This window comes from Cryptosporangium phraense (assembly GCF_006912135.1).
Taxonomy (GTDB): Bacteria; Actinomycetota; Actinomycetes; order Mycobacteriales; family Cryptosporangiaceae; genus Cryptosporangium; species Cryptosporangium phraense.
In genome coordinates this window covers 444,177-471,119 of sequence record NZ_VIRS01000003.1, presented here as the reverse complement: position 1 = coordinate 471,119, position 26,943 = coordinate 444,177, and the positions used below count along the sequence as shown (strand labels likewise).

The following is a 26,943-nucleotide window of genomic DNA, read 5'->3' as shown; positions in this document are numbered from 1 at the left end:
TTGATCGGCGACTGACCGTTCCGCACGAAATCCCGATCCAGGGTCTCCGACACCACCCGGCTCTCGGTCCCCGACGGCAACGCCCGCGCATCGATCCCCCCGAACTCCACCCGCAGGAACGGCGCCCCGGCCAGCAACAACACCGCCAGCACACCGACCGCATACACCACCGGACGACGCATGATGCTGTGCGCCAGGCGGTACCAGAACCCGTGCCCGGTCGCCGACGTCCTCGTGCGACGGACCGGGAACGCGTCGATCCGCGGGCCGAGGATGCTCAGCAACGCCGGCAACACGGTCAACGCCGACGCCACCGCGATCAGCACGGCCGCCAGGCCGCCGAACCCCATCGACCGGAGGAACGTCAGAGGAAAGAGCAGCAGTCCGGAGAGCGAGAGCGCCACGGTCACGCCGGAGAAGGCAACCGTCCGGCCCGCCGTGGCCATCGTCCGAGCCACGGCGTCTTCCGTGGACAGACCACCGGACAGCTCCTCACGGAACCGCCCGACCATGAACAACCCGTAGTCGATCGCCAGACCCAGCCCGAGGATCGTGACCACGTTCACCGAGAACACCGAAACGTCGGTCACGTAACTCAGACCACGCAGCGCGGTGAACGCCCCCAGAATCGCCAGACCACCCACCGCCAACGGCAGACTCGCCGCCGCCAGGCTGCCGAAGATGATCACGAGCAGGACCAGCAGCACCGGCATCGACAGCGTCTCCGCGCGGGCGATGTCCGCCGCGACCCGGTCGTTGATGTCCCGGCTGACCGCCGTGGTACCGCCGATCCGCGTCTCGAGGCCGGGAGCGTCGAGGTCGTCGCGCAGTTCATCCAGCCGCTCGATGCGTCGGGCCTGATCGTCGCCGCTCAGCGTGAGGGCCACATAGGTCTCGCGCCGGTCGAGGCCGACCAGGGCCGGGCTCTGCGTGTTCCAGTAGGTGGCCGACCGCACCACGGCACCGCCGGGCAGCTTCGCCAGCGTGCCGTTCACCGCCGACGCGAACGACGGGTCGTCCACCGTCGCCGTGTGGCTGCGGTAGAGGACGACCACGTCCGCGTCGTCCCGCCCGAGCTCGGCGTCCGCCCTGGCGGTCGCGCGGGAGCTCTCGCTGGACGGGTCGTCGAACCCGCCCGTGACCACCGCTCCGAAGATCTGTGTGCCCCAGGCGCCACCAACCGCGATGACGGCCACCGCGGCGGCCACGGCCCACCACCGGTGGCGGAACATCGCCCGTCCCAGCCGGTCGAGCATGATCGTCCCCCAGAGATAGTCGGCAGGTCCCGACCAGGATTCGGCGCGGCCGGCCGGCTCCGCATCCGCCACTGGCCAGCCGTTCCCGGCGGGGACCAACCGCTACGACGCGGACGCGGCTCCCGGTTCCGAGGCGTCCCCGGCGCCGCGGCCGGGCAGAGCCTGTGGGAGCTGCGCGCGCGAGGTGATACCGAGCTTCATGAAGACCTTCCGCAGGTGGTACTGCACCGTGCGGCGGCTGATGAACAGCCGGGCGCCGATCTCCGGGTTCGTCAACCCGTCGCCGGCCAGCGCCGCGATCTGCGCCTCCTGCGCCGTCAGCGCGGCGGGTCGCCGCTCGGTGATCCGGACGGTGGCGTCGCCGGTCGCCTGCAGTTCACGCGCGGCCCGGCGCGCGAATCCCTGGGCGCCGAGCGCCTCGAACCCCCGGTGCGCCTCCCGCAGATGCCGGCGGGCATCCCCCCGGCGGCCCCGGCGACGTAGCCACTCCCCGAACAGCAGCTGCGCACGCGCGACCTCGAGCCGGCCCCGCGTCCGGCTGAGCGCTTCGATCGACGCCACGTAGTGGCTCTCGGCGGCGTCGTCGTCGGTGAGCAGAGCCAGGCTCCGCTCGTGCAGGCCGGTGAGCCAGGAGCTCGGCAGCACCGCGACCCGCTCGGCCAGCCAGTTCCCGACCGCGCGGAGCTCCTCGAGGGCACCGGCCCGGGAGGCCGCATCCATGAGCTCGGTCGCCACCGCCGATCCGAGTGGGAGCTGATCCGCCACGAAGACCCGCTTCGCCGCGTCGAGCGCGACGTCGAACTGTCCGAGTCCGTTGGCCAGGACCGCGTCGGCGTAGTCGGCGCAGAGGCCGTGGGCCCCTCGCCCGGCGGCGATCAACCGACGCATCTCGCCGGTGAGCTTCCGGGTGACGAACTCGTCTCCGCGCCAGGCGGAGACGATGACCTCGGAGTGACGGTTCGACCGGCCGGGCGTCATCACCGCGCGCGCGTTCGCCTCGTCGATCATCGACTCCGCGGCGAAGAAGTCGCCCTCGTAGATCCGGTAGAACGACGCGAAGCTCAACGCGGACGGCAGCACGCCGAGCGCACCGTCACGCCGGCACGCCGCCACCTGCCGCAGGACGAGGGCCCCCCACGCCTCCTCGTCGCACAGTTCCTCCGGCAGCATCAGCATCAGCCGGAACGCGCCGAAACCGGACCAGCGATCCGACGGCGCGGCCGCCACCAGCGCGTCCACCCCGCGCCGGAGCAAGGGCGCGGCGGCCACGAAGCCCTCGTTGATCCGCACGTGGAGACCGTGGAGCAGCAGCTCGGTGAGGGTCGGCGGATCGCTGCTCCGCCGCAGGGTGGCGGCCACCGCCTCCAGGACCCGGTCGGACGGCAGGTCGGCCGGCTGGGCGTCCCAGATCGCCGCCAGCAGCACCTCGAGCATGGTCTCGGTGGCCTCGACGGGGTTGCGCTCGCCGAATCTGGTCGCGGCGCCCAGCAACAACTCGACCGCCTCGACGTGCCGGTGCTGCTCGAGCATGATCAGCCCGCGGATCCGCATGATGCGGGCCGCGTGCTCGTCGGCGAGTGACCGGAGGCCCGCCGTTTCCAGCAGGACCAGCGCGGAGTCGAGCGAACCCGAGTCACGCATCGCCTCGGCCGCGGCGATCAGCCGGCGGATCCGATCGCCGGTGTCGGTGGTGAGGGTCGCGGCCTGCTCCAGGAAGGCCGCCGCGGCGGCCAGACCGCCGCGGGATCGCGCGCGATCGGCCGAACGCTCGAGGTCGTCGGCCGCTTCGTCGTCCGGTCCGGCGACGGCGTGGGCCCGGTGCCAGGCGCGCCGGTCCGGATCCGAGCCCGGATCGGTGACCGCCGCCAACGCCTCGTGGACGACCCGGCGCTCGACGAGGTCGGCCGAGCGGTAGACCGCGGTACGCGCCAGCGGGTGGCTGAACTCGACCCGGGCACCGACCGTGACCAGCCCGGAGGCGACCGCCGGCGTCGCCGCCTCCGGCCCGAGGCCGAGACGGGACGCCGCCGACCAGAGCGTCGTCGGGTCACCGACCGGGTCGGTCGCCGCCAGCAGGAGGAACTGCCGGGACGTCTCCGGGAGCGCCTCCAAGCTCCGCTGATAACCGAGCTCGATCCCCTGGGGCAGTGGCATCACCCCGGGAAACCGGAAGCCACCGGCCAGCGCCGCGGGGCCGACGCCGCGGGGAAGTTCGAGCAGGGCCAGCGGGTTACCGCGGGTCTCGCTGACGATCTGGTCGCGGACGCTCGGATCGAGTGGCCCGGCCAGTACCGAGTCCAGCAGGACGCGGGCATGGCGGTCCGACAGCGCCGGGACGGTGAGGGTCGGCAGTCCCTGGAGTTCGAGAGCGTCGCGCCGGGACGCGAACACGAAGCCCACCGCGGCCGTCGTCGAACGCCGGGCCACGAACGACAGGGCCAGGACGGTCGACCGGTCCAGCCACTGCTCGTCGTCGACGAGGCAGAGCACCGGTCGCTCGACCGCGAGCCGGTTGAGCAGGTTGAGGACACCGAGCCCGACCGCGTACCGATCCGGCGGGCCGCCGGGCTCCACGCCGAACGCGACCCGGAGGGCATTCCGCTGCGGCACCGGGAGATCGTCGATGAGCGCCACCATCGACCCGAGCATCTGGTGCAGTCCGGCGAACGGCAGCTCCGCCTCCGCCTCGGTGCCCGTTGCCCGGAGCAGCTGCAGGTCGTCGGCGCGTTCCCCGAGGTAGTGGAGCAGAGCGCTCTTCCCGATCCCCGGCTCGCCGCGAAGCACGGTCGCGCGGCCCCGTCCGTCGCGGACCGCGTCGACCAGCTCGTCGAGGACACGGCATTCGTCGGTGCGCCCGACCAGCACGTCCACGGTCTCGGCCGCCTTCGGTCTGATCGCCATGGAAACAATCTGGACGACTCCACTGAACGATCGCTGCTGCCGCACTGACGTCGTCACTTCAGTCGCACTGAACGGGCCCGGATAGTCGACCGGTCGCCGCGCAACCACCGGCCAGTGAAGGTGTTCACGGTGGCTGGTCTCGGCGGCAAGCGATTCCCGCGGCGCCCGGACGCCTACGAGTATTGCCGCACCCAGCGTCGTTCAAGGGAGGCGAATGTGTCGGCAACGGTGAGCCCCCTGCGGGCCGGCGGCGCGGCCCGGCCGACGAACGACCGCGGCCTGCGTTTCCAGATCCTCGGGTCGCTACGGCTGTGGCGGGACGGCACGGAGCTCGAGATCGGGCCGCCTCAGCAGTCGTACCTGCTGGCCCTGCTCCTCGCCCGCGAGGGCCGGCTGGTGAGCACCGCCGACCTGATCGATCTGATCTGGGAGGACGACGCTCCCAGCAGCGCGCTCAACGTGGTCCACAAGTACATCGGTGCGCTCCGGCGGCTACTGGAGCCCTCGCTACCACCGCGCGGAACCGGCTCCTACCTGCTCCGCCGGGGCAACGGCTATCTGTTGGCGGCCGGCGCGAGCCGGCTGGACCTGACCGCCTTCCGCGCTCTGATCCGCACGGCCGACGTGAGCCGGGCCGCCGGCCACCGGGCGGACGCCCTCGACCGGTACGTCGATGCGTTGCGGCTGTGGCACGGTTCGACCTCGGACGCTCTGGTCGGCGGCACGGCCGCGTCGTCGATCGCCACGGCACTGGACGGGGAGTTCTACGACGCGTGCGCCGCCGCGGCCGAGCTCGCGATCGCCCTGGGCCAACCGGGCCGGGTCCTGTCGTCCCTCCGGATGGCCGCCGGGATGGCGCCGCTGCACGAGCCGGTGCAAGCCGGCCTCGTCACCGCGTTGGCGGCCGACGGGCAGCAGGCCGAGGCCCTCTCGGTGTTCCGCGGGGTCCGCACGCGCCTCGCCGAAGATCTCGGCATCGACCCCGGACGGGTGCTCCAGGAGGCGCAGCGACGGGTTCTCGACCAGACCGCTGCGGCGACGCCGATCGCTCCCCCGGCTCCGTTCGACGTCCGGCGGACGGCCGCGATTCCGCCGGTCGCCCAGCTCCCCCCGGACCTGCCGACGTTCGTGGGCCGGTCGGCCGAGCTGACGATACTCTCCGACCTGCTGGCCACCGGACGGACGGTGATCGCGCTGGCCGGCCCGGGCGGGGTGGGCAAGTCGGCGCTGGCCGCCCGTTTCGCCCACCAGGTCGCCGACGAGTTTCCGGACGGCCAGCTGTACCTCGATCTGACGGACCCCACCGCTCGGGGCGACCGCCTCTCCCCGGACCGAGCGCTCCACGGACTGCTCTGCTCGCTCGGCGTTCCGGAGCCGGAGATCCCGGCCGCACTCGACGCCAGGGTCGGCCTGTACCGCACCCTCACCGCCGGGAAACGGGTCCTGGTCCTGCTGAACGACGCCACCGACGCGGCGCAGGTGCGTCCCCTCATCCCCAGCTCGGCGCACTGCCTGGTGCTGGTCACCAGCCGGGCGCCGCTCATCGGCCTGGCCGTGCTCGACGGCGCCCACCTGATGCACGTCGACCTACCGGATCGGACGTCGGCCCGGGAGTTGATCCGGCGTCGCCTCGATCGATCGCCGGATCGGGCGGGCACGAACGCGCCGAAGGATACCGCGACCCTCGACGAGATCGTCGAACTCTGCGGACGTCTGCCCCTCGCGCTGGCGGCGCTGGCTGGCCGGTTGAGCGCCCGGCCGCGGCTCTCGCTGGAGGCCGTGGCCGCCGAGTTGCGGTCCGGCCCGCTGCGCGCGTTCCCCACCGGCGACGGGCTCATCGACCCGCGCAGCGCGTTCGCCTGGTCGTACCAGTCGCTGAGCCCGGAGGCCGCGCGGCTGTTCCGGTTGTTCTCCGCGACGCCGGCCACCGGGATCACCGTGGCCGCGTGCGCGAGCCTCGGCGCCCGATCCCTGCCGGTGACCGGACAGCTGCTTTCCGAGCTCGTCGACGCGGGACTGATCGACGAGTGCGACCGAGGCCTCTACTCCGCCCACGTGCTGGCGAAGGCCTACGGCGAGGAATTGCTCCTGGCCACCGGGACCGACGCGTGCCGCGACGCCGCCGTCACCCGGCTTCTGCGGCATTACCTGCACAGTTGCCATCTCGTCGGTGCGCTGCTGGCACCGCCGTCCGCTCCGGACGTCAGCGCCGGCCCGCCGCCCGGCGTGATCGCGGAGAGACCGCGCTCGTACGCCGAGGCGGTGCGATGGCTGGAAGCTCACCGCGAGGTGTTGCGTCTGGCCGTGCGCCTCGCAGCCGAGGCCGAGGCCCAGGTCACGCCCTGGCAACTCGCGCTCGCGCTGGGGCCGTCGCTGCGGTCGTGCGGCCGCGTCGACGACTGGGAGGAGATCATGACGGTCTGCCTCCGCGCGGCCCGGAGCAGCGGCGACCGCATCGGCGAGGCCCACGTCCGGCGGAGCCTGGCCGACGCGCGCCGGACGTGCCGTGCGGGAGAGGGCGCGTGACGCTCCGCTGACGCCGGAGGAAGCCCCCCGGCGGGTCGGCCGTCTCGATCGGCACCGGATCGAAGCCGATCAGCGAGGCGCCGGCGGGAACCCGCCGGCGGCGACTTCCAGCGCCCGGGCGGCCCGCAGCACCACCGCGTCCCGGAAGTGGCGGCCGACCAGCATCAAGCCGACCGGCAGCCCGTCCACGACTCCGGCCGGGACGCTGATCGCCGGGTGGCCGGACGTGTCGAACGGTGCGGTGTTCGCGAGCATCTCCATGCCGGCCCGGATGCTCTCGGCGATCGGGGCGTCCGGAGGCGGCAGCGGCCGGGCCCGCATACCGGTGGTGGGCAGGCAGAGCAGATCGACGTCGGTCAGCGCGCGGTCGTAGGCCGCCCGCAGCACCGGCACCAGGTTCTGGGCCTTGGCGTAGTGTGCCGCGCCCGCCGGGCCGGAGGTGTACGCCCCGGTCAACAGCGTCCGGAGCGCGCTCGGCGCGACCCGGCCGAGGCGTTCGCGGCGCCCCTCGGCGAACGCCTCGATCAGCGCCGGGCTCGACCGGCCGCCGTAGCTCGGGCCGACGCCGTTGCCCGTCAGCATCGTCCAGGCCGAGCCGGTGCTGCCGATCACCGTCCAGAGTGCGATCGCGAGGGTGCGGTGCTCGGGCACCGAGATGTCGACGACGTCGGCGCCGATCGAGCTGATCGCGGACCGCACCGCATCGTCGACGGCCGCCTCGCCACCGGCCTGCCCGAAACCCTCGCTGAGCAGACCGATCCGCAGGTCCGCGGCGCCCACGTCGAGGTCGGTCAGGTAGTCGGGAACCGGCGGCACGTCGCGCTGCCGCGGATCCAGACCGTCGGGGCCGGCGATCACCGAGAGCAGCCGGGCCACGCCGGTCACCGAGCCGCCCATCGGTCCGAGGTGGTCGTGGAGCGGGTCGATCCCCGCCGATCCCGTGCAGGGCACCAGCCCGTGCGTGGGCTTGAGTCCGACGACGCCGCACCACGAAGCCGGTATGCGTAACGATCCGCCGTCATCGCCGCCGAGCGCCAGATCGACCTCACCGGCGGCCAGAAGAGCGGCGTTGCCGGAACTCGACCCGCCGGTGCTCCGCGTCCGGTCCCACGGGTTGCGCACCGGACCGGAGGCCCCCGTGTGGCTGCCGCCGGACAGGCACAGATCCTCACAGGCGCTGACGCCGACGATCCTGGCACCGGCGTCCAGCACGCGACGGACGACGGTGGCGTCATCGTCGGCGAGATGCCCCGCCAGAATCGGCGACCCGTCGGTGAACGGAAGGCCCGCCACCATGATGTTGTTCTTGACCGCGATCCGCGTCCCGGCGAGCGGGCCCTCGTCGGCACCGGGCAGGTCGGCCCGGGCGACCCACGCTCCGTACGCGTTGTCGTCCGGTACCGTCCAGGCCCGCTCCGGACGAACCGGGGCGTACCGGGGCCAGGCCGCGTCGACCCAGGCGTAGGCGTCGAGGTCGGCCCGGACGAACTCGCCGTAGGCCTCCGCGTCCGCCTTCGAGAGTTCGACGCCGAGCGCGCCGGCGGTGTCGCGGAGGACCTCGGACGAAGGCAGGTCGATCGGCATCCGAGCTCACGCCCTCCAGACGGCTTTGAGATTGCAGAAGGCGCGGATCCCCGAGCTCGCCAGCTCCCGGCCGTAGCCGGAGTGCTTCACTCCCCCGAACGGCAGCTCCGCGTGGGACGCGGACATGCCGTTCAGGAACACCGCCCCGGCGTCGATGGCGTGGACGAACCAGTCCTGTTCCTCGGCGTCGCCCGACCAGACGGCCGAGCTCAGACCGAACGAGGTCTGATTGGCGACCCGGACCGCCTCCTCGCGGTCGGCCACCCGGTAGACCGCGGCGACCGGGCCGAACGCCTCCTCGGAGACGATCCGCATGTCGGCGGTGAGGCCGGACAGCACGGTCGGTGGGTAGAACCACCCCGGCCCGGGCAGGGCTCGACCGCCGGCCAGGACCTCGGCGCCCTTGTCGACCGCGTCGTCCACCAGCGCCGCGATGTCGTGCCGGCCGGCCTCCGTCGCCAGTGGTCCGACGTCGGTCGCTTCGTCCATCGGGTCGCCGACCACCAGCTTGTTCATCTTCTCGACGAACAGCCCGACGAACTCGTCGTAGACGTCCGTATGCACGACGAAGCGTTTGGCGGCGATGCACGACTGCCCGTTGTTCTGGACCCGGGCTCGCACCGCGACGGTCGAGGCGGCGTCGAGATCCGCGCTCGGCATCACGATGAACGGATCGGACCCGCCCAGCTCGAGCACCGTCTTCTTGATCTGCTGCCCCGCCGTGGACGCCACCGAGCGACCCGCGGGTTCGGAACCGGTCAGCGTCACGGCCTTCACCCGCTCGTCGGCGATCACCGCCGGAATCGCCGACGAACCGACCAGCAGCGCCCGGAAGGAGCCCGTCGGGAACCCGCCCCGCTCGAACAGAGTGTCCAGGTAGAGCGCGGCCCGGGGAACGTTCGACGCGTGCTTGAGCAGCCCGGCGTTGCTCGCCATGAGCGCGGGGGCGGCGAACCGCATCACCTGCCACAGGGGCAGGTTCCACGGCATGACGGCGAGGACCACACCGAGGGGCTGCCAGATCGTCCAGGCCGTGGTGGCGCCGACCGAGCCGGGGTCGTCCAGCAGCTCGCCGGCGAGGAACACCTCGGCCTCGCGGGCGTAGAAGCGCATGGCGTGAGCGCATTTGTCGACCTCGCTACGGGCCTGACCGATGGGCTTGCCCATTTCCAGAGTCAGACTCCGCGCGAGGTGGTCGCGGTCGGCCTCGATCGAATCGGCGGCCGCGTTCATCCACGCCGCACGCTGCCCGAACGTCGTCGTTCGAAGCGTCGCGGCGGCATCCGCGGCTTCGGAGATCCGGCGTTCGATCTCCGCGCTGTCGTACGGGGCGAACTGCTCCACGGTCTCTCCGGTAGCCGGATTGATCGTTGCGATCGGCATGGTCAGAACTCCGTTCCCGTGTCCGGTGCACCGCTGCGACCGAGCCGAGCCTCCATCGCCGGAGTGAGGTGGGAGAGACCAGTCCGGTCAGCCAAGCCGGTCGACTGGCCACTGCCCTGTGCACCGGCTGATCCAGGTGGGACGGGCTCGTTCCGGGGCCCGGCCAGTGGCCACTCCTCCGGGCTCGTTCGTCCGGCTGCGGACTCACCAGCCCGACGGTGGCGCCGGCTCTTCTCCGGTGTTACTCATGGTCGTGATGCTCAGTGCCTATCGGGAGACGCTCGCTCTCCGCGGGACCAAGCCGCTGCTCACGGTCGCCGTGCTGGCCCGTGTGCCGATCGCGGCCGGCGCGGTGACGCTGACCCTGCACGTGGTGAACGGCCTCGGTCGAGGCTATTTCGCGGCCGGTGCCGTCGGCGCGGCCTTCACCATCGGCGGGGCGGCGTCCGGACCGGTGCTGGGTCGCATCATCGACCGTCGAGGGCTGAGGCCGGTGGTGGTACTCACCACCGCCGCCGAGGTCTCGTTCTGGTTCGGGGCCGCCTTCGCGCCGTATCCAGCATTGCTGGTGGCCTCGCTGATCGCCGGTTTCCTGGCCTTGCCCGTGGTCGTCGTGACCCGTCAGGCGATCGCCGCGCTCGTACCCGCGTCGCATCGCGTCTCCGCCTTCGCGTTGGACTCGATCGCCACCGAGCTGAGCTTCATCGCCGGTCCCAGCCTCGGCGTCCTCGTCTGTACGACGGCGGGCACGCGGACCGGGATGTGCGCCGTGGGTACCGGCATCCTCGCGGCCGGGCTCGGCCTCCTGCGGTTGAATCCCCCGGTCCGAGCCGAAGGCGAGGATCTCCCGGCCGACCGGGCCGCGCGCGTCCCACGGCGTCGGTGGCTGGGGCCGAGCCTGGTCGCGATACTGGCCGTGACCGCCGCGGCCGGCCTGGTCGTGAACGGCACGAGCGTCGCGGTGGTGGCCGCGCTGAACGCCTCCGACGACGCGGCCTGGACCGGCGTCGTCCTCAGCGCCTGGTCGGTCTACTCCATGCTCGGCGGCTTCGTCTACGGCCTGGCTCGCCGGAGGTGGATGCCGTTGCTGCTCTTCGTCCCGATGGCGGCGGTGACGATCCCCTTGGGCCTGGGTGGCGACCATTGGTGGTTGCTCATCCTGCTGATCCTCCCGGCCGGCGCACTCTATGCGCCGACGATCACGGCGGCGGTCGACGGGGTCAGTCGCTGGGCCCCGGCCGCGGTCCGCGGCGAGGCCCTGGGCTGGCAACACGGGGCATTGACGGCCGGGCTCGCGGCCGGGACCCCGCTCGCCGGCCTGCTCGTCGATCGGTCGTCGGCGACCTGGGCGTTCGCCGGGATCGGCGTGACCGGTCTGTTGGTCTCGCTGGTCGCGTTCGGGGGCCGGGCGGTCCGCTCATCACTCAGCGGCGACGACCTCGGCCAGGAAACGTTCGGCGCGTCCGGCGAACAGATGCGCCTCCTGCTCGGCGGCGAGCGCCCGAGCACGCTCGGCGACCGCTCGGACGACGTCAGAGGGTTCACCGCGGGCGCGCAGCAGACGCGCGCGCGACAGCACGAGCAGGCTCCGGACGGAGTGATCGGCGTAGTCGACGGGCGCCCGCTCGGCGTAGGCGAGGGCGGTGGTGGCCCGGTCCGGCCGGCCGGCCGCGAGCCACATGTCGCAGATCAGGGCCGCGTAGAGCTCGATGCCCCAGCGCGACGGGGCGAGTAGGGTCGCGCGGAAGATCTCTTCCGCTTCCGATGCGGCCCGGCCCGCATCGTCACCGGTCATCGCCCGGACCCAGCAGCGGGTGAGCCGCAGGTAGTTCTCGACGTGCCGGAAGAGGCGCTCGGGGTCGACGACCGTCCACCGCTCGATCGCCCGCGCCGCCAGAGCCGGATCGTCCGCCATCTCGGCGATGGTTCCCGCGTAATAGGCCCAGGAGGAGACGGCGTACGCGTCCTCCCCGGCCGCGACGTCCAGCTCGTGCAACAGCGTCCGCGCCGCCGGGAGATCCCCGTGCAACGCGGTCACGACGGCCAGGATCAGCCGGGCGTGCAACTGGAGATCACGGCGTAACGGGTTCTCGTCGAGGGCCGGAAATACAGTTCGGTCGACCTGGCTGAGCTGTTCGTACGCGTCGCCGAGCTCGCCGCGGTCCCACTGGTACAGGCCCCAGGCCTCCGAACCGTAGGCGCGGGTCACCGGGTCTCCCGAGGCGAGGCCGCGATCGCGCAACCGTCGGGCCAGTTCATGGGTGTCAGGTCGAGCGGTCAGCGATGCGCCGATCATCCGGGCGTACAGGAAGTCGGTGGCCTCAGCCTCCCGGCCGAGGCCGAGCGCCAGCTCCTCGGCTCGCTCCATCAGGTCGAGCGTCTCGGTGCGGTAGTCGCCGATCCTCCGGCGGACGTTGGTGACGAGGGTCAGGATCGAAAGCTCCAGCTCGGTGAGCCCGGCCGTCCGGGCCACCTGGGTCGCCGATCGGAGGTGCTGCTCGGCCGTCTCGAAGTCGGACCTCGTCAGCGCCCGGCGTCCGGCGCCGAGCAACGCCTCGGCCGTACGCGCCGGGTCGGCGAGGGGTCCGGCCGACCACAGGTGATGGGCGAGGCGATCGGCCGCGGCCGGTCCGCCCCGGGACCCGTCGCGCTGGATCGCGTCCGCGATCGACAGGTGCAGCTCAGCGGTCCGCAGCGGCATCGCCGCTACGGCCTCGCGGACGAGGTCGTGAGCGAAGCGAACGGAGTACGGGTCCATCGGACGGAGCTCCACCAGGGACAGTGCGTACAGCGGTTCGATCCGCTCGAGACAGGTGGCCACGTCGGTGTCGACGGCCGCCGCGAGCAGACCCAGGTCCACGTCGCGGCCGATGAGCGCGGCGACGTACAGCAGATCGAGGGTGTCACCGCTGAGGCCGCCGATGCGGTCGCCGACGACGTCCCGGACGGACTCCGGCACTGCGGTCCGGCCGGTCTCGACGTGGGCGAGGGACCGGGCCAGCTCCTGGACGAAGAACGGATTCCCGGCGGTACGACCGTGCACGGCATCGACGAGTTCGGGGGCCGAGTCGGTGCCGGTTTCGATCAGGAGAAGCTCCGCGACCTCGGCCCGGTCGAGCGGCTTCACCGGCAGACGCCGGTGACCGGGCAACCGGGAGACGGCGGCGAGCATGCGGGACAGATCCGGGCCGGGGTCGGGCACCCGGTCCCGTAGGGCGCCGAAGACCACCGAACCGCTGGGCAACCGCGCCGTCAGGTGGCTGAACAGACGCAGCGAGGCGGCGTCGGCCCAATGGAGGTCGTCGATGACCAGCACCGTCGGCCGCCGGGCGGAGGCCTCGCGAACCACCCCGACGATGCTCTCGAACAGCCGGAATCGTGTGCTCTCGTCGGGCAGGCCGCGGATCGTGTCCTCGGACGATCCGAGGAGGCCGGCCAGGTCTCCGGAGCGCCACTGTTCCTGCGCGGCCGACGGCAGCGCGTCGAGGATCGCACCGACGGCCTGCATCCAGGGCCACATCGACGGCGTTCCCTCGCTGTCCGGGCAGCGGCCCCAGACCACCAGCGCGCCCTGCCGGCCGGCCTCCTCGGACGCCTCGGTCAACAACCGGGTCTTGCCCGCGCCGGGCTCGCCTTCCACGAGGGCCAGCCCGGTGCCACCGGCGAGGCCAGCGGTCCAGATCCGCCGTAGCGCGGCCAGTTCGCCACGGCGGCCGACTAGGCTGGTTTCCCCAGCGGGCCGTGCCGGCGGCTGAGCGACCGGGAGTCGCACGTCGGAATCGGTCTCCAGCGCGGGGGCGGGCCGCCGACGGACGGGCGGAAGTCGCGCGACCGTCCGGTACGGGCCGTCCGCCCCGGCCAACGCGGCGGCCACTTCACCCGGCACGGGCCGGTCCGAGGACGCCATCGACGCGGCCAGGCGCAGCCGGGGCCGAATCCGTTCCACCGATCCCAGCGACATCGCGAGGTCGGCCGCGGTCGCGCAGGCATCGAAGAACTCGTCGTCCAACGCGGCGAAGCACTTCCGTGTGGCCGGCCCGCGGACGAGGCCCTGGCCGGCCGGACCCCGCCAGAGCGAGAGCGCACGCGCGTACTGGTCGAGCGCGGCCGGGCGATCGTCACGCGCGAGGGTCGCCCGGGCCTCCGCGGTCAGTCGGCGGAACGTGTGCAGGTCGAGGGCGTCGGGCGGCGCCCGGAAGAGGTAGCCGCCGCTCCGGGCGTACAGGTACGAGCCGGGCTCGCGCGGCGCGAGCGCGGGCTCGAGCAAGCGGCGCAGGCTACCGACGTGCTTCTGGACGATGTTGGCCGCGCTGGCCGGCGGGTTCTCGTCCCAGATCAGGTCGACCAGTTCGCTGGTGCTGATCGGCTTCTCGGCGCGAGCCAGCAGGATCGCGAGGAGCGCGGCCTGCTGCGAGGGGCCGGGATCGACCGCGGAAGCGTCTCGCCACAGCTGCAGCGGACCGAGGATCAGCAGACGTAACGCAACGGTCACCGCGGGCCGAGCAGGTTGTCCATCGGCCATCGACCCCAAGCAGTAGTGCCAACGATTGACCGGCCGGGCGTCCCGCACCGCTTGCCGCTCGCAGGGGCCGACGCCGGAGCCGGGCCGCGCCCGGAGTTTACCGCCCGCGGGAGGACGGGACCGGAGGGTGCTCCTTGAAGGGCTCCGATCGCGGTCACCGCACCTACGGCCATCATCGTCACCGCCGGATGACCGCGCGAAGCTCGATGCGTTCCGGGATTGGAGATCAGGCCGCGTGTAGAGGGTGTGTAGCGCGGCGCAGCACCCTGGGCGCCTTCCACTCCGGAGGCGCGACGATGATGCGGCGAATTCTCTTGGTCGTGATGCTCGCGGTCGTGGCGTCGATCGGTGGATGCGGCACCGGCGAGCCGTCCCTGTCGCCGGGCGACCTCTTCGGCGAGTACGCGCGGACCACCGATGTCCGCCACGATCGCTTCCCCGACGGCGGCGGTTCCAGCGCGGACCGGCTGGCCAACTTCGCGTCCATGGGCACGCCCGACCAGGTGGCCGGTGCTCTGATGCGCACGTTCGACTGCGGCGACGATTCTTGCGAGCCCAGCGGGTCGGTCGACCGGGCGGCGGCGGACTTCGCGGGCGCCGATTCGCCGATTCTGGGTCGCTCGCTGCTGGTCAAGCACCGCGACGGCTCTCTCGAACTCGTGACGGTGTACGTCGTGCAGAAGCCCGACGGCTCGGCCCGGCTGATCGACGGGAACGGCGGGACGTACACCGATCTGGAGGACTTCCGCTCGCACAACGACGTGCTGGAGCATGACGACACCGTGCTCACGCTGCGGAACGTCACGTCAGTACCGGGCGAGGGAGCGCTGGTCGTCGTCAGCGGGCACACCGCGCGCGTGTGGCCGTGGTGGCTGGCCGGCGCCTTGGCTGCGCTCGTGATCGCCGGAGCGGTGATACTGACGATCCGCCGGTACCGGGCGGCCCGCCATCCGGATCCGCTGCTCATCCCACTCGAGTTCAAGGATCGCGACGACGACTGAAGCATTCCCAACCGCCGGTGGACGGAGGACGGCCGGGGGCTTCGAGCTACGAGTTGGATGCCCAACTCGGCCAAGCGCGCCTGCTCGGCCTCCGAGAGGGTCTGGATGGAGCCGATCCGCCGCGCCACCTCGGGCCGGTACCGGCGCAGGTAGAGGAACCAGGCCGGTCACCACCTCCCCGCTGCGGCTGACCGCTCGCGCCGCCGACTTCGATCTGCTCTCGGAGACGCTCACTCGTACCGGCCGGGAACTGCCGCCCACGGTCACCCGGGACGACGAGTTCATCGGACCGGCCCGATGACGACCGTGCTGACGCCACCGCTGCTGACCTCTTCGGCCGACGCCCTCCGGGTCGCCCGCCAACTGTCGCCGCGATCGGGGCCGGCGGGCTGCTCGGCATCGCCGTCCCCGCGTCGTTCGGCGGCCCGGCCCTGCCCGCCTCGACCGTCGTCGAGGCGCTGCGGATCCTGGCCCGCGCCGACTCCGCCGTCGCCCAGCAACTCCTGGCACACTTCGTGCTCCAGCAGGCCATCACCGGCCTCGGCCCGACGCAACCCGCACCCCGCCTCTACGCGGACGTCCTGGCCGGTGGCCGGCTCGGCAACGCCACCGTCGAGCGCAGCGAGCCTCGTTCAGCGGCACCGTCCGACTGAAAGACGTCCGGGTCCCGGCCGCACTGGTGTTGCCGGAGGGCCCACCGCCAGAGGTGTTCCCACCGCTCGTCCTCGGCGCCTACGACCAGGCCCTGCACGCCGCGATCGACATCGGCATAGCCCGTGCCGCGCTGGAGGACGGCGCCGCATTCGTCCGCCAACGCAGCCGCCCCTGGTTCGAGTCCGGACTGGACGCCGCCGCCGACGAGCCCCACGTCCAGCGTCGCTTCGGCTAACTCACCACCCGTCTGCACGCACTGGAGGCCCTGCTCGAACGCGGTACCCGCCTGATCGACGCAGCCCTCGCCGCTGCCTCCCTCGCCGTCGCCGGGGCCAAGGCCTTGGCCCAAGAACTAGCGCCACAGATAGCCAGCGGCATCTTCGAGTTGGCCGGGACCTCCGCTACCGACGAAACCCTCGGCCCCTACCGGGAAACCGCCACGAGTGGTGGGGACGTTCGGATCAATGCGCGGCTGAACGACAGGACGCTCGCGGCGGCGAGCAGCGCGAAGCAGATCAGAAACCCGCGCCGCAGGCCGCCGGCGGTCACGGTGCGCAGATCGGTGGCGAGCATCGTCCCGGTCACCAGGGCCACGCAGAAGGTCGCGGAGAGCCGTTGGGTCAGCTGGAGAAAGGCGGCCGCGACGCCGTGGTGGATCGGCGGCGCGAAGCCGAGGGTGATCGCTCGCAACGGGGGCTCGAGTACCGCCGACGCCAACCCGATCACCAGTTCGAGGCCGACGACCGCGGCGACGAATGCCCCACCGTTCCACGCCGTGCTGGCTCCGGCCAGGAGGAGCAGGCCAGCGGCTTGGATCGTCAGCGCAAGCGGGAGGGTGTGCCCGCCGAACCGGGCATAGATCTGTGAGCTGACCGAGGAGGCGGCAATCCGCGCCAGTGCACTCGGGATCAGGACTGCCGCCACCGCCAACGGACTCCAGCCGACGCCCTGCAGCAGGTAGATCGTCAGCGCGGTGGAGAACGACACCAGGCCGCCGAACCACAGCAGCGCGACCATGTTGCCGACCACGAACCCGCGGGACGTCATCAGCGCGGGAACGAACAGCGGCGTCCGCCCGCGCGCCGCGTACCGGTACTCCCAGAGGCCGGTGCCGACCGCCAACAAGCCGCAGAGAGCAACGATGGTCCACAATTCGGGGCCTTCGATGCCGGGGTCGATGACCGGCGTCGTCACCAGCAGGACGAGCCCTCCGACCAGGAGAATCGCCGGCAGATCGAGGTGCACCCGCCGCCCGGTGCGCGGTTGCCGCGGCACCGAGCGCAGCGTGAGCAGCAAGGTCGCCAGCGTGAACGGCAGGTTCAGCGCCAGCAGCAGCCGCCAGCCCGCGCCCTGCGGGGCCACGGCCAGGATCAGGCCGGCACCCAATGGCCCGACCACCGCTGCGGCCGCTCCGGCGGCACTGTAGGCCGCCAGCGCGCGGATCCGCGGCAGGCCGGTGAAGTGGTCCTGGATGACGCCCAGCACCTGCGCGCTGATCAGGCCCGCGCCCAGCCCCTGCCCGGCCCGGGCGGCCACCGCCCACCAGATGCCCGGCGCGGCCGCCGAGGCCAGCGCACCGGCCATGAACACCGCCAGCCCGAGGACGAACAGGGGGCGGCGGCCCAGCGCGTCACCGAGCCGACCACCGGGCACCAGGCCCAGCCCGAACGTCAGCGAGTAGACGGAGAGGAACCATTGCACACCGCTGACCGGCGCATCCAGCCCGGTGCCGAGCGAGGGGACCGCGTAGTTGACGACCGCCTGATCCAGCAGCGTGGCGAACCCGGCGCCGGCGCAGCAGGCGAGCAGGCTGCGCCGGCTCCCCACCGGACTAAGCCTCCTCGGAGGCGCAGCAGCCCTTGTCGACGAGGACGACGTCGGCGACGTCGAGGCGAGCGCCGGCGACGATCCGGCTGGTCAGTTCTCGCACCGACAGTGGGCAATTACCTATATGCACGATAGGGATAGTAGGTTGCCCGCCTCGGGAGAGACAAGGCTACGCCAGTCGGTCGGCGTGCATGCCGTACAACTGATGGGCCAGGCCGAAGCCGAGGTCCTGGACCAGGCGGCGCTTCCAGGGCCGCTGGGCGATGGCGTGGGTCAGCCGGCGGGCCGTCCGGGGTGCGCGCATGACGCCCTCGGCCAGTTCCCACGCCCTGGGCAGCAGCTGGTCGCCGGCCACGATCTCGTTGACCAGGCCGAGTTCGAGCGCCTGGCGGGCGCCGATGGGTTTGCCGGTGTAAAGGTGATAGGCGGCCCGCTTGGTCCCGATCAGCTCCTGCAGTGTGAGTTGCTGCCCATCTCCGGGTGCGGCGCCGACCAGCAGGTGCGGATCGACGATGGTCGCCGTCTCAGTGGCCAGCGTGATGTCGCAGAGCAACGCGAACTCGGTGTGCGCGAGACTGGGTCCGTTGATCGCGGCGATCGTCGGGATGTCGATCGCGAAGACGAAGTTCTCCACTAATTTGGTGGCGTCGTAGTAGGTGTGCTCGTAGCCGAAGCCGATCGGACGCTCACCGTTCAGGAGCGGCTTCGCCGAGTCCGCGGGGTCGGCCGCGGTTGATTCGGGCGTGCCGAGCCACTGGTCCCCGGTGCCGGTGAGGATCAGCACCTCGTTGTCCGGGTCGTTGCCGATCTCCTGCCAGGCCTGCGCCCACGCGTTGTGCACCGCGAAGTCGAACCGGGCCGGGCCCCCTCCGGTATGCATCCGCAGCTCGAGGATCCCGTCGCGGCGTTGCATCGCGAAGTAGTCGGCGTACTTGCGGGCGTAGTCGTCCAGCTGCGGTCGCGGGACGTAACCGCCGACCTGGGCGTGCCATTCATCGAGTTCTCTGGGCACAGTGCCTCCTCGTTCCAGCTACCCTAGCGAGCCAACAGAAGCAGTGCTCCGGATAATAGGAGCAGCGCTTCGCTTAGGTAAAGGGCGACCCGATGAACGAGCCGACCAGAGTGGATGGACGGCGGACTCACGACCGACTGCTGGCCGCGGCCGAGGCGATCTTCGCCGAGCACGGGACCGACGCGTCCCTGCGCGAGATCTCCCGCCGGGCCGGGGTCGGCATCGCGACCTTCTACCGGCACTTCCCCACTCGTGAGGTGCTGCTGGAAGCGCTCGTGGGTCAGTCTTTCGCCCGGCTGTCCGCTCGTGGCGCGGAACTGCTCACCGCGCCCGACCCGGCGGCGGCCTTCGCCGACTGGATACGCACACTCGCCGTCGCGCTGGTCCGTTATGACGGCCTGCCCAACTCGGTCGCCGCGGCGCTCCATGATCCCGGCTCGACGTTGCACCGATCGTGCGTGGAGTTCCGCTCGGCGACCACCGAACTGCTGCGGCGAGCCCAACAGCACGGGGCGGTACGTGCCGACCTGACCTCCGACGAACTCCTGGCCGCGGTCAACGGAATGGCCTGGGCGGCCCGGCTGCACCCGGATGCGCCCCTGGACCGATTCGTGAAGATCCTGCTGCACGGCACGAGCGTTCACGCCGCCACCGAGGCCGACGGCATCGGACCGTAGCCACAGCGCCATCCACTCAGGAGCTTTCGCCTAGCCGCCTAATCCTATCGATTTAGTAGACATACACGGCGACGCCGCTTATCGTCGTCTCATCGGCGCTGCCCAGCGTGGGAGGACCCCACGCTCCGGGCCCGCAGCGACCTTCTCTTGTTCCCCCTCGGCGATCGCCTCCCCCTGCCTTCCCGTCCCGCAAGGAGCGACATCCCCTCATGCCTACGCCACGCGTCCCCCTGCGCCGCAGAGCCGTCGGCGCCGCCGTCGCCGTGTCGGTCCTCGCCGTCTCGGCCTGCTCGGGCGGCGACGGCACCTCGTCCTCGTCCGATCCAGGGAAGCCGGTCAGCGGTGGTTCCCTCACCTTCGCGACCAACACCGACGGCGCCTGCCTGGACCCGCACCAGAGCCCGGCCGACGTGGACGGACTGTACGCGCGTCCCATTCTGGACTCGCTCGTGTCGCTGAGCGCCGACGGCACGATCCACCCGTGGCTGGCCACCGAATGGGCGGTCTCGCCGGACCAGCTGACGTACTCCTTCACGCTACGGAGCGACGTCACGTTCAGTAACGGCGAGAAGTTCGACGGCGCCGCAGTGAAGGCGAACCTCGACCACATCGTCGATCCGGCCACGAAGTCCCAGCTGGCCGCGGGCACGATCGCCACCTATGCCGGAACGACGGTGACCGACCCCACCCACGTCAGGGTGAAGTTCAAGTCGCCGAACTCCGCTTTCCTGCCGACGCTCGCCTCGGCCTACCTGGGCATCGAGGCCCCGTCGACGCTGAAGAAGCCGGCCGCGGACCTCTGCACGCACATCGTCGGCTCCGGCCCTTTCACCAGCAGTGGCGGTTACGTCAAGGGCAAGGGCATCGAATACGCCAAGAACCCGGATTACCGCTGGGGTCCGGGCACCGCCAAGCACACCGGCGCGGCCTATCTGGACACGCTGTCGATCAAGGTCGTCCCCGAGGACGCGTCCCGATTCGGCGCTCTGACCAGCGGCCAGCTCGACGCGATCGCCAGCGTCCCGCCGGTCAACGTCAAGCAGCTCGAGAGCACGCCAGGATTCCAGGTGCAGACCGCCGCCGCTCCGGGCGGCAACTACAACTACTACCCCAACACGGCCAAGGGTGTCTTCGCCGACATCAAGGTCCGGAAGGCGTTCCTGACCGGCATCGACTGGCAGACGATCGTCAGCAAGCTGTACTTCGGGCAGTTCCCGCCGGCCAAGGGCCCACTGTCACCGGCCACGGTCGGCTACGACAAGACGATCGAGAGCGCGTACTCCTACGACGCCGACGCAGCGAAGAAACTGCTCGACGAGGCCGGTTGGACGGGACGCGACAGCGCCGGGTACCGCACCAGGAACGGCACCCGGCTGGTCGTCGACCACCCGTTCCTGAAGACGTTCGCCCGGGAGCAGCGCGACACGCTCTCCGACCAGATCCAGGCGGCCGCCAAGCAGCTCGGCATCGAGGTCAGGAGCCCGAACCCCGACGTCAACGCGTACCTCAAGGACGTCGGCGAAGGGAAGTACGACCTCGCGGACTTCAGTTGGCAGCGGTCCTCACCGGACGCGCTCCGGACGCTGTTCGGGTCGGAGAACCGCCCGCAGGGCGGGTTCGGCACGAACCTGTCGCAGCTGAACGACCCCCAGGTCGACAAGGCCTTCCGGGATGCGCTCGCGACGACCGACCTCTCGAAGCAGGCCGAGCTCTACGGCGACGCGCAGCGAAGGGTCACCGACGCGGTCGCGGTCTTCCCGGTGTACGTCTTCAACTACCTACTCGGGTCGAGCACCCGGGTGCAGGGGATCCAGTTCGAGCCGCAGGCCTTCCCGACCTTCTACGACGCCTGGAAGCGGGCGTGACCGTCACCCTCGCGGTCCGCACGAGCGCCGCCGCTCCCGCCCGCGCGGCGGCGCTCGCGCTGCTGCGCCGTACCGGCTCGGCGGTTCTCGTGGTCTGGGGCGCGATCACGCTGACGTTCGTCGCGCTGCACTCCATCCCGGGCGACATCGTGGACGCCGTCCTCGGGACGACCCAGGTGACGCCGGCGATCCGGGCCCGGATCGTGTCGGACTACGCGTTGGACCAGCCGCTGACCACCCAGTACGCCGGCTACCTGGGGCGGTTGCTCCACGGCGATCTCGGCCGCTCCTACAGCCAGGGGATGCCGGTCTCCACGCTGATCGGGCAGCAGGCCTCCTCGACGTTCGTCCTGATGCTGGCCGCGATCCTCTTCGCGCTGGTGCTGGCAATCGTGGTCGCGGTCGCCACGGCCAATCGTCCGCGGTGGCTCCGCGGTCCGGCGGTCACCGCCGAGGTGGTGAGCCTCGCGGTGCCCTCGTTCTGGCTCGGCATCCTGCTGCTCACCGTGTTCTCGTTCCAGTTGCACTGGTTCCCGGCGATCGGCGCGAGCGGCCTCGACGGCCTGGTGCTGCCGGCGATCTCGCTGGGCCTCGCGCCGGCGGCGATGCTCAGCCAGGTGCTGCGGCAAGGCTTGGAGCGGGTACTGGACGAGCCGTTCATCGTCACCGCCCGGGCACGTGGCCTGCGGCCCGCGGTGGTGCTGGTGCGGCACGCGTTGCGCCACGCGATCCTGCCGGTCGTGACGCTGACCGGCTGGTTGTTCGGCGCGTTCGTCAGCGGTGCGGTGGTGGTCGAGAACGTCTTCTCCCGGCAAGGGCTCGGCCGGCTGACGACGTCCGCGATCGGCCAGCGCGACTTCCCGACGGTCTCCGCGATCGTGCTGGTCGCGGCCGTCGTCTACATCGTCGTCAACCTCCTCGTCGACGTTCTGTATCCGCTGATCGACCCGCGGCTGCGCGAGCCCGGGGCGGTGGAGCGGTGAAGCGGCCCGGAACCGTGCTGAGCGTCGTGTTTCTCGGTGGGCTGGTCCTGGCGGCGATCTGGCCCCACCTGTTCAGCTCGACCGACCCGAACGCCGCCGACATCCAGCAGACGCTCGCCCCGCCGAGCGGGCAGCACTGGTTCGGCACCGATCAGAACGGCCGGGACCTCTACGCCCGGGTGATCACCGGCGCCCGTCTGTCGCTGCTGCTCGGCGTGGCCGCCTCAGCCCTCGCGCTGGTCGCGGGCACGCTCATCGGGGTGCTCGCCGCGCAGGGCGGCCGCGCCGCCAACGCGGTCGTGAACCGGCTGCTCGACATCCTGCTGTCGATCCCCGGCCTGCTGCTGGTGTTCCTGGTCATCGCCGTTCTCGGCGCCGGCACGGGCCAGACGATCCTCGGCGTCGCATTGGTCACCACACCCGGGTACGCCCGGGTCGTCCGCGGCGAGGTGATCCGCCTCCGCGGCGCCGTCCATCTCGAGGCGGCCCGGACGCTCGGCTGGTCCCGTCCTCAGGTCGTGCTCCGGCACCTGGTCCCGAACGCACTGGGGCCGGTGCTGGTCCTGGCGACGATCGGCGTCGGTACGGCGATCAGCATCGGCTCCGCGCTGAGCTTCCTCGGCCTCGGTCCGCAGGCGCCGACCGCCGAATGGGGCGCGATGCTCTCCAGCAGCCGCGACTACTTCACGGTCGCGTGGTGGCCGGCGATCTTCCCGGGCCTGGCGATCACCGCGTCGGTCCTGGCGATCACGGTCGCCGGGCAGTCCCTGCAACTGCGGCTCGAGGGACGGGCTCCGCGATGATCGAGGTCGAGGACCTGCACGTCCGGTTCGGCGCGGTCCACGCCGTCCGCGGGGTGAGCTTCACGATCGACGCCGGACAGAGCGTCGCGATCGTCGGCGAATCGGGCTCGGGCAAGAGCGTCACCGCGCGCAGCCTGATCGGCCTGGCCGGCCGGGGAGCGACGATGCGTGCGGAGCGTCTGCGGATCGACGGGACCGACGCGCGCCGGCTACCCGAGGGCAAGTGGCGGCGGATCCGCGGACGGCGGGTCGGGTTCGTCCTGCAGGACGCGCTGGTCTCGCTCGACGCGGCCCGCACGGTGGGCGCGGAGATCGGCGAGGCGCTGCGGACGCACGGGACCGTGGCCCGTTCGGCGGTCGGCGAGCGGGTGGTCGAACTGCTCCGCGAGGTCGGCGTTCCGGAGCCGGAGGCGCGGGCCGGTCAGTACCCGCACCAGCTCTCCGGCGGCCTTCGACAGCGTGCTTTGATCGCGTCGGCGATCGCCGCCGACCCGGCGCTGTTGATCGCCGACGAGCCGACCACGGCGTTGGACGTCACCGTGCAGGCGCAGATCCTCCAACTGCTGGCTCAGCGCCGGGCCGCCGGCACCGCGCTGTTGCTGATCAGCCACGACCTGGCCGTGGTCTTGAGCGTCGCTGACCGCGTCCTGGTGATGAAGGACGGCGTGTTCGTCGAGCAGGGCCCGACCCGGCAGGTGCTCGAGGACCCGCAGCACCCGTACACGAAGACGCTGCTCGCCGCCGTGCCGGTCGCCCACGCCCGAGGTACCCGGCTGTCCCCGACGGCCGGGCTGAACGTCGCGCAGCCGCGTCCGAAGATCGGGACGGACGTCGTACTGGCCGCCCGCGGGCTCCGGAAAACGTTCCGCCTGCCCGGTCGCCAGGTCCTCACCGCGGTCGACGACGTGTCGTTCGAGCTGCGCCCGGGTGAGACGCTCGGCATCGTCGGCGAGTCCGGCTCGGGCAAGACGACGGCGGCGCGGCTACTGCTGGACCTGGAGACACCCGACGCTGGGTCGGTCGAGATCGACGGAGCGCGCTGGAGCGATCTCGACGCCCGCGCGCACCGGAACCTGCGCCGCCGGATCCAGGTCGTCTACCAGGATCCGCTCAGCTCGTTCGACCCCCGCTACCCGGTGCACCGGATCATCGCCGAACCGCTGGTCGTGGCCGGAGCCGACCGTGCGGCCCGGCGGCAGCGCGTGCGGGAACTGCTCGACCACGTCGGACTCGACCCGGATGTGCTCGGCCGGCGGCCCGCCCAGCTCTCCGGCGGCCAGCGGCAGCGAGTCGCGATCGCCCGGGCGCTCGCGCCCCGGCCGCAGGTTCTCGTCTGCGACGAGCCGGTGTCCGCGCTGGACGTGTCGATCCAGGCCCAGGTGCTCGATCTGCTCGCCGATCTGCAGGCCGAGTTCGGCCTCTCGTACGTCTTCATCTCCCACCATCTCGGCGTGATCTACCACGTCAGCGACCGGGTGCTGGTGATGAAGGACGGGCGGATCGTGGAGTCCGGCGACGTGGACCGGATCTTCCACCACCCCGAGCACGCGTACACCAAGACGCTGCTCGCGTCGGTGCCCACGCTGGACGGACTGTCCGTCCGTCCCCGCTCTTCGTCGGAGGTGGCCGGATGAGCGTCGATGTCGTGGTGGTCGGGGGCGGTGGGGTCGGCTCGGCCACAGCCTGGCAGCTGGCCCGCCGGGGCCGGTCGGTGGTGCTGCTCGAGCAGTTCGCCTCCGGCCATACGAAGGGCGCGTCGCATGGCGCGTCCCGCATCTTCCGCCTCTCCTATCCCGACCGGGTCCATATCGACCTGGCGCGTGAGGCCCGCGACCTCTGGCGTGAGCTGGAGGCGACCACCGGCACCGATTTGCTGACGATCACCGGCGGTGTCGACCACGGAAACAGCCCGCTGCTGGACGCCCTCGCCGACGGGCTGGCCGCGGCCGGGGTTTCCCGGTACTGGCTGACGCCGAACGAAGCGGCCGACCGCTGGCCGGGGATCCGCTTCGACACGCGCGCGCTGTTCCATCCGGACAGCGGTCGTCTGCACGCCGACCGATCGGTCGCGGCCCTTCAGTCCGCGGCCTCGGCGGCCGGAGCTCTGATCCGGCACGAGACCCCGGTGACGTCGATCGAGGTGCTGGGTGAGGACGCCGTCCTGGTGCACACCGACAGCGGCACCCACCGGGCCCGCCGCGTCGTGGCCGCGGTGAACGGCTGGGCGGCCAAGCTCGTCGGGAAGTTGGCGCCGCTACCACCGCTGCGCATCACCCAGGAGCAGCCGGCCCATTTCGCCGCCGCGCGGCCCGGGGACACGTGGCCGAGCTTCGGGCACGTCATCGGGGGCGAATACGGTGGGATCTACGGGCTCGCGACGCCGGGCGAGGGCATCAAGGTCGGATTCCACGGCGTCGGGCCGGAGGTCGACCCCGACCACCGCGACTACGCCCCCGAGCCGGTCCAGCTGGCGGCTCTGCGGGAGTACGCCCGCACCTGGCTGCCCGGAGTCGACCCGGACGCCTTCACATCGATCAGCTGCACGTACACCACGACACCGGACGCCAACTTCGTCCTGGACCGGGCCGGCCCGGTGGTGGTGGCCACGGGCTTCTCCGGCCATGGATTCAAATTCCTGCCTGCGCTCGGCCGCGTGCTGGCCGATCTCGCTCTCGACGCCGACCGCCCCGACCCGCGCTTCGCTTTCGTCCGCTGACCTCGGAGGATCCGCATGAGTACACCGCTGGGCGCTCTCGACCTCATCCCGCGCAGCAGCGGCGACGACACCGGTACCGCGGTGCGCAACGCCGTCGACCTGGCCCGGCAGACCGAGCGTTTCGGGTATGAGCGCTACTGGTTCGCCGAGCACCACTTGAATCCCGGCGTCCTCGGCGCCTCGCCGGCCGTGTCGATCGCGCTGGCCGCCGCAGCCACCAGCACGATCCGGCTCGGGTCCGCCGGAGTGCAGTTCGGGCATCGGCAGCCGCTGGCGACGGTCGAGGAATTCGGTCTGCTCGACGCCGCCTACCCGGGCCGGATCGACCTCGGGATCGGCCGGAGCTTCGGTCGCCAGAAGCCGGCCGAAGCACCCGCCGCTGCCCCGGCTGCGCGGCCGGTGGCGGCGGCCGCCGACGCGTACCTGAAGCAGCGTGGCGGCGGGCCCCACGCCACCGACGAGCGGGCCGGCAACGGCCTGCTGCTGCCCAAGCAGTACGACGTCAGCCGGCTCTTGACGACCGCGGGCGACAAGATCGCCGCCCACCTCAGCTTGCTGCAGCAGCCCGGCGCGTACACCCCCGCGTACGAGGAGCAGATCAGCGACGTCCTCGCGCTCCTCGCCGGAATCCACCCCAGCGGTCACGCCTACCCCGGTGAGGGCGCCGCGCTCCAGATCTGGATCCTCGGTGCGTCCGGCGGTTCCAGCGCCACCGTGGCCGGCGAGAACGGGCTTCGGTTCGTCGCCAGTTACCACCACAGCCCGAGCACGGTCCTCGACGCCGTCGAGGCCTACCGCGTCGCGTTCAAACCGTCGGCCGAGCTCGATCGGCCGTACGTCTCGGTCTCCGCCGACGTCGTGGTGGGCGAGACGGACGAGCACGCGGCCGTGCTGGCGTCCGGGTACGGCCCCTGGGTGCGCAGCATCCGCACCGGTGCTGGGGCCATCGCCTATCCGACACCCGCCGAGGCGGCCCTCGAGACCTGGAGCGGCGAGGAACGGGCGCTGGTGAAGGATCGCCTCGACACGCAGCTCGTCGGCGCTCCCGGCACCGTCGCCGACCGGCTCGAGCAGCTACGGGATGCCACCGGAGCCGACGAGCTCGTGGTCACGACGATCACCCACGACCACGCCGACCGCATCCGCTCCTACCGGCTGCTGGCCGAGGAATGGGACCGGCGGTGACGCATCTGCTCGACCACGCCGACGAACCCGCCGGCGCTCTGGACGTCG

At 71.8% G+C, this 26,943-nt stretch carries 20 protein-coding genes and 1 pseudogene; 12 read left to right on the top strand and 9 right to left on the bottom strand.

Annotated features, from left to right (window positions below):
* Together FL583_RS07000 and FL583_RS06995 are read right to left on the bottom strand one after the other, a co-directional pair.
* The coding region (locus FL583_RS07000) for an MMPL family transporter (RefSeq protein ID WP_142703621.1) at positions 1-1,256 on the bottom strand (1,256 nt) is incomplete at its 3' end.
* Positions 1,257-1,358: 102 nt separating this feature from the next.
* On the bottom strand, positions 1,359-4,157 hold the full coding sequence (locus tag FL583_RS06995) for a helix-turn-helix transcriptional regulator (RefSeq protein WP_142703620.1): 2,799 nt from the start codon (positions 4,155-4,157) through the stop codon (positions 1,359-1,361).
* Between the two features lie 216 nt (positions 4,158-4,373).
* Here FL583_RS06995 and FL583_RS06990 point away from each other — a divergent pair, with 216 nt between their 5' ends.
* Positions 4,374-6,683 (top strand): AfsR/SARP family transcriptional regulator, encoded by a 2,310-nt coding sequence (locus FL583_RS06990; protein WP_142703619.1) that lies wholly within the window; start codon positions 4,374-4,376, stop codon positions 6,681-6,683.
* Between the two features lie 69 nt (positions 6,684-6,752).
* Here the strand turns inward: FL583_RS06990 and FL583_RS06985 are convergent, their stop codons facing one another.
* Together FL583_RS06985 and FL583_RS06980 are read right to left on the bottom strand one after the other, a co-directional pair.
* Complete coding sequence (locus FL583_RS06985) at positions 6,753-8,267, bottom strand: amidase (RefSeq protein WP_142703618.1); 1,515 nt, start codon at positions 8,265-8,267, stop codon at positions 6,753-6,755.
* A gap of 6 nt (positions 8,268-8,273) precedes the next feature.
* A complete protein-coding gene (locus FL583_RS06980; protein ID WP_142703617.1) occupies positions 8,274-9,650 on the bottom strand; it encodes an NADP-dependent succinic semialdehyde dehydrogenase in 1,377 nt (458 codons plus the stop codon).
* Positions 9,651-9,897: 247 nt separating this feature from the next.
* On the opposite strand from FL583_RS06980, the pseudogene FL583_RS42845 reads away from it, so the two are divergent.
* Positions 9,898-10,752, top strand: a pseudogene (locus FL583_RS42845) (MFS transporter); the annotation flags it as partial.
* Positions 10,753-11,070: 318 nt separating this feature from the next.
* Here the strand turns inward: FL583_RS42845 and FL583_RS42840 are convergent.
* Positions 11,071-14,142 carry an ATP-binding protein gene (locus FL583_RS42840; RefSeq protein ID WP_205751898.1) on the bottom strand — a complete coding sequence of 1,024 codons (3,072 nt, stop codon included), beginning with the start codon at positions 14,140-14,142 and terminating at the stop codon, positions 11,071-11,073.
* Between the two features lie 329 nt (positions 14,143-14,471).
* On the opposite strand from FL583_RS42840, the gene FL583_RS06965 reads away from it, so the two are divergent.
* Complete coding sequence (locus FL583_RS06965) at positions 14,472-15,173, top strand: hypothetical protein (protein ID WP_142703615.1); 702 nt, start codon at positions 14,472-14,474, stop codon at positions 15,171-15,173.
* Between the two features lie 281 nt (positions 15,174-15,454).
* Here the strand turns inward: FL583_RS06965 and FL583_RS06960 are convergent, their stop codons facing one another.
* Positions 15,455-15,685, bottom strand: a complete 231-nt coding sequence (locus tag FL583_RS06960) for a hypothetical protein (RefSeq protein WP_142703614.1) — start codon at positions 15,683-15,685, stop codon at positions 15,455-15,457.
* A gap of 3 nt (positions 15,686-15,688) precedes the next feature.
* On the opposite strand from FL583_RS06960, the gene FL583_RS39985 reads away from it, so the two are divergent.
* Both FL583_RS39985 and FL583_RS06955 read left to right on the top strand, forming a co-directional pair.
* Positions 15,689-15,826 carry a hypothetical protein gene (locus FL583_RS39985; protein WP_170323526.1) on the top strand — a complete coding sequence of 46 codons (138 nt, stop codon included), beginning with the start codon at positions 15,689-15,691 and terminating at the stop codon, positions 15,824-15,826.
* Positions 15,827-15,879: 53 nt separating this feature from the next.
* Positions 15,880-16,062 carry a hypothetical protein gene (locus FL583_RS06955; RefSeq protein WP_142703613.1) on the top strand — a complete coding sequence of 61 codons (183 nt, stop codon included), beginning with the start codon at positions 15,880-15,882 and terminating at the stop codon, positions 16,060-16,062.
* A 188-nt stretch (positions 16,063-16,250) separates the two neighbouring features.
* On the opposite strand, the gene FL583_RS06950 is transcribed toward FL583_RS06955, so the two are convergent.
* From FL583_RS06950 to FL583_RS06945, 3 genes are read right to left on the bottom strand one after another with little or no spacing between them, the layout of a single operon-like run.
* A complete protein-coding gene (locus tag FL583_RS06950) occupies positions 16,251-17,654 on the bottom strand; it encodes an MFS transporter (RefSeq protein WP_142703612.1) in 1,404 nt (467 codons plus the stop codon).
* A gap of 4 nt (positions 17,655-17,658) precedes the next feature.
* On the bottom strand, positions 17,659-17,784 hold the full coding sequence (locus tag FL583_RS42380) for a hypothetical protein (protein WP_276611569.1): 126 nt from the start codon (positions 17,782-17,784) through the stop codon (positions 17,659-17,661).
* Between the two features lie 39 nt (positions 17,785-17,823).
* Positions 17,824-18,666, bottom strand: coding sequence for an enoyl-CoA hydratase/isomerase family protein (locus tag FL583_RS06945; RefSeq protein WP_142703611.1), 843 nt, complete (start codon positions 18,664-18,666; stop codon positions 17,824-17,826).
* A gap of 92 nt (positions 18,667-18,758) precedes the next feature.
* Here FL583_RS06945 and FL583_RS06940 point away from each other — a divergent pair, with 92 nt between their 5' ends.
* The 7 genes from FL583_RS06940 to FL583_RS06910 all read left to right on the top strand — a co-directional run bounded on the left by FL583_RS06940 (position 18,759) and on the right by FL583_RS06910 (position 26,895).
* Positions 18,759-19,343 (top strand): TetR/AcrR family transcriptional regulator, encoded by a 585-nt coding sequence (locus FL583_RS06940; protein ID WP_142703610.1) that lies wholly within the window; start codon positions 18,759-18,761, stop codon positions 19,341-19,343.
* A 209-nt stretch (positions 19,344-19,552) separates the two neighbouring features.
* A complete protein-coding gene (locus FL583_RS06935) occupies positions 19,553-21,208 on the top strand; it encodes an ABC transporter substrate-binding protein (RefSeq protein ID WP_142703609.1) in 1,656 nt (551 codons plus the stop codon).
* Positions 21,205-22,191, top strand: coding sequence for an ABC transporter permease (locus FL583_RS06930; RefSeq protein WP_170323525.1), 987 nt, complete (start codon positions 21,205-21,207; stop codon positions 22,189-22,191). The genes FL583_RS06935 and FL583_RS06930 overlap by 4 nt, the downstream gene beginning before the upstream one ends.
* Entirely contained in the window at positions 22,188-22,994 is an 807-nt protein-coding gene (locus FL583_RS06925) for an ABC transporter permease (RefSeq protein ID WP_142703608.1), read from the top strand. The genes FL583_RS06930 and FL583_RS06925 overlap by 4 nt, the downstream gene beginning before the upstream one ends.
* Positions 22,991-24,628, top strand: a complete 1,638-nt coding sequence (locus FL583_RS06920) for a dipeptide ABC transporter ATP-binding protein (RefSeq protein WP_142703607.1) — start codon at positions 22,991-22,993, stop codon at positions 24,626-24,628. Before FL583_RS06925 ends, FL583_RS06920 begins: the two co-directional genes overlap by 4 nt.
* Positions 24,625-25,710, top strand: a complete 1,086-nt coding sequence (locus FL583_RS06915; RefSeq protein ID WP_142703606.1) for an FAD-dependent oxidoreductase — start codon at positions 24,625-24,627, stop codon at positions 25,708-25,710. The genes FL583_RS06920 and FL583_RS06915 overlap by 4 nt, the downstream gene beginning before the upstream one ends.
* 15 nt (positions 25,711-25,725) lie before the next feature.
* Positions 25,726-26,895, top strand: coding sequence for an LLM class flavin-dependent oxidoreductase (locus FL583_RS06910; protein WP_142703605.1), 1,170 nt, complete (start codon positions 25,726-25,728; stop codon positions 26,893-26,895).
* Positions 26,896-26,943: the final 48 nt, after the last annotated feature.

What these genes read in the sequence shown, in the direction of transcription:
- FL583_RS06995 (WP_142703620.1), bottom strand. Translation starts at nt 4,157, where the DNA reads ATGGCGATCAGACCGAAGGCGGCCGAGACCGTGGACGTGCTGGTCGGG.
- FL583_RS06985 (WP_142703618.1), bottom strand. Translation starts at nt 8,267, where the DNA reads ATGCCGATCGACCTGCCTTCGTCCGAGGTCCTCCGCGACACCGCCGGC.
- FL583_RS06980 (WP_142703617.1), bottom strand. Translation starts at nt 9,650, where the DNA reads ATGCCGATCGCAACGATCAATCCGGCTACCGGAGAGACCGTGGAGCAG.
- FL583_RS06965 (WP_142703615.1), top strand. Translation starts at nt 14,472, where the DNA reads ATGCGGCGAATTCTCTTGGTCGTGATGCTCGCGGTCGTGGCGTCGATC.
- FL583_RS06940 (WP_142703610.1), top strand. Translation starts at nt 18,759, where the DNA reads ATGAACGAGCCGACCAGAGTGGATGGACGGCGGACTCACGACCGACTG.
- FL583_RS06935 (WP_142703609.1), top strand. Translation starts at nt 19,553, where the DNA reads ATGCCTACGCCACGCGTCCCCCTGCGCCGCAGAGCCGTCGGCGCCGCC.
- FL583_RS06920 (WP_142703607.1), top strand. Translation starts at nt 22,991, where the DNA reads ATGATCGAGGTCGAGGACCTGCACGTCCGGTTCGGCGCGGTCCACGCC.
- FL583_RS06915 (WP_142703606.1), top strand. Translation starts at nt 24,625, where the DNA reads ATGAGCGTCGATGTCGTGGTGGTCGGGGGCGGTGGGGTCGGCTCGGCC.
- FL583_RS06910 (WP_142703605.1), top strand. Translation starts at nt 25,726, where the DNA reads ATGAGTACACCGCTGGGCGCTCTCGACCTCATCCCGCGCAGCAGCGGC.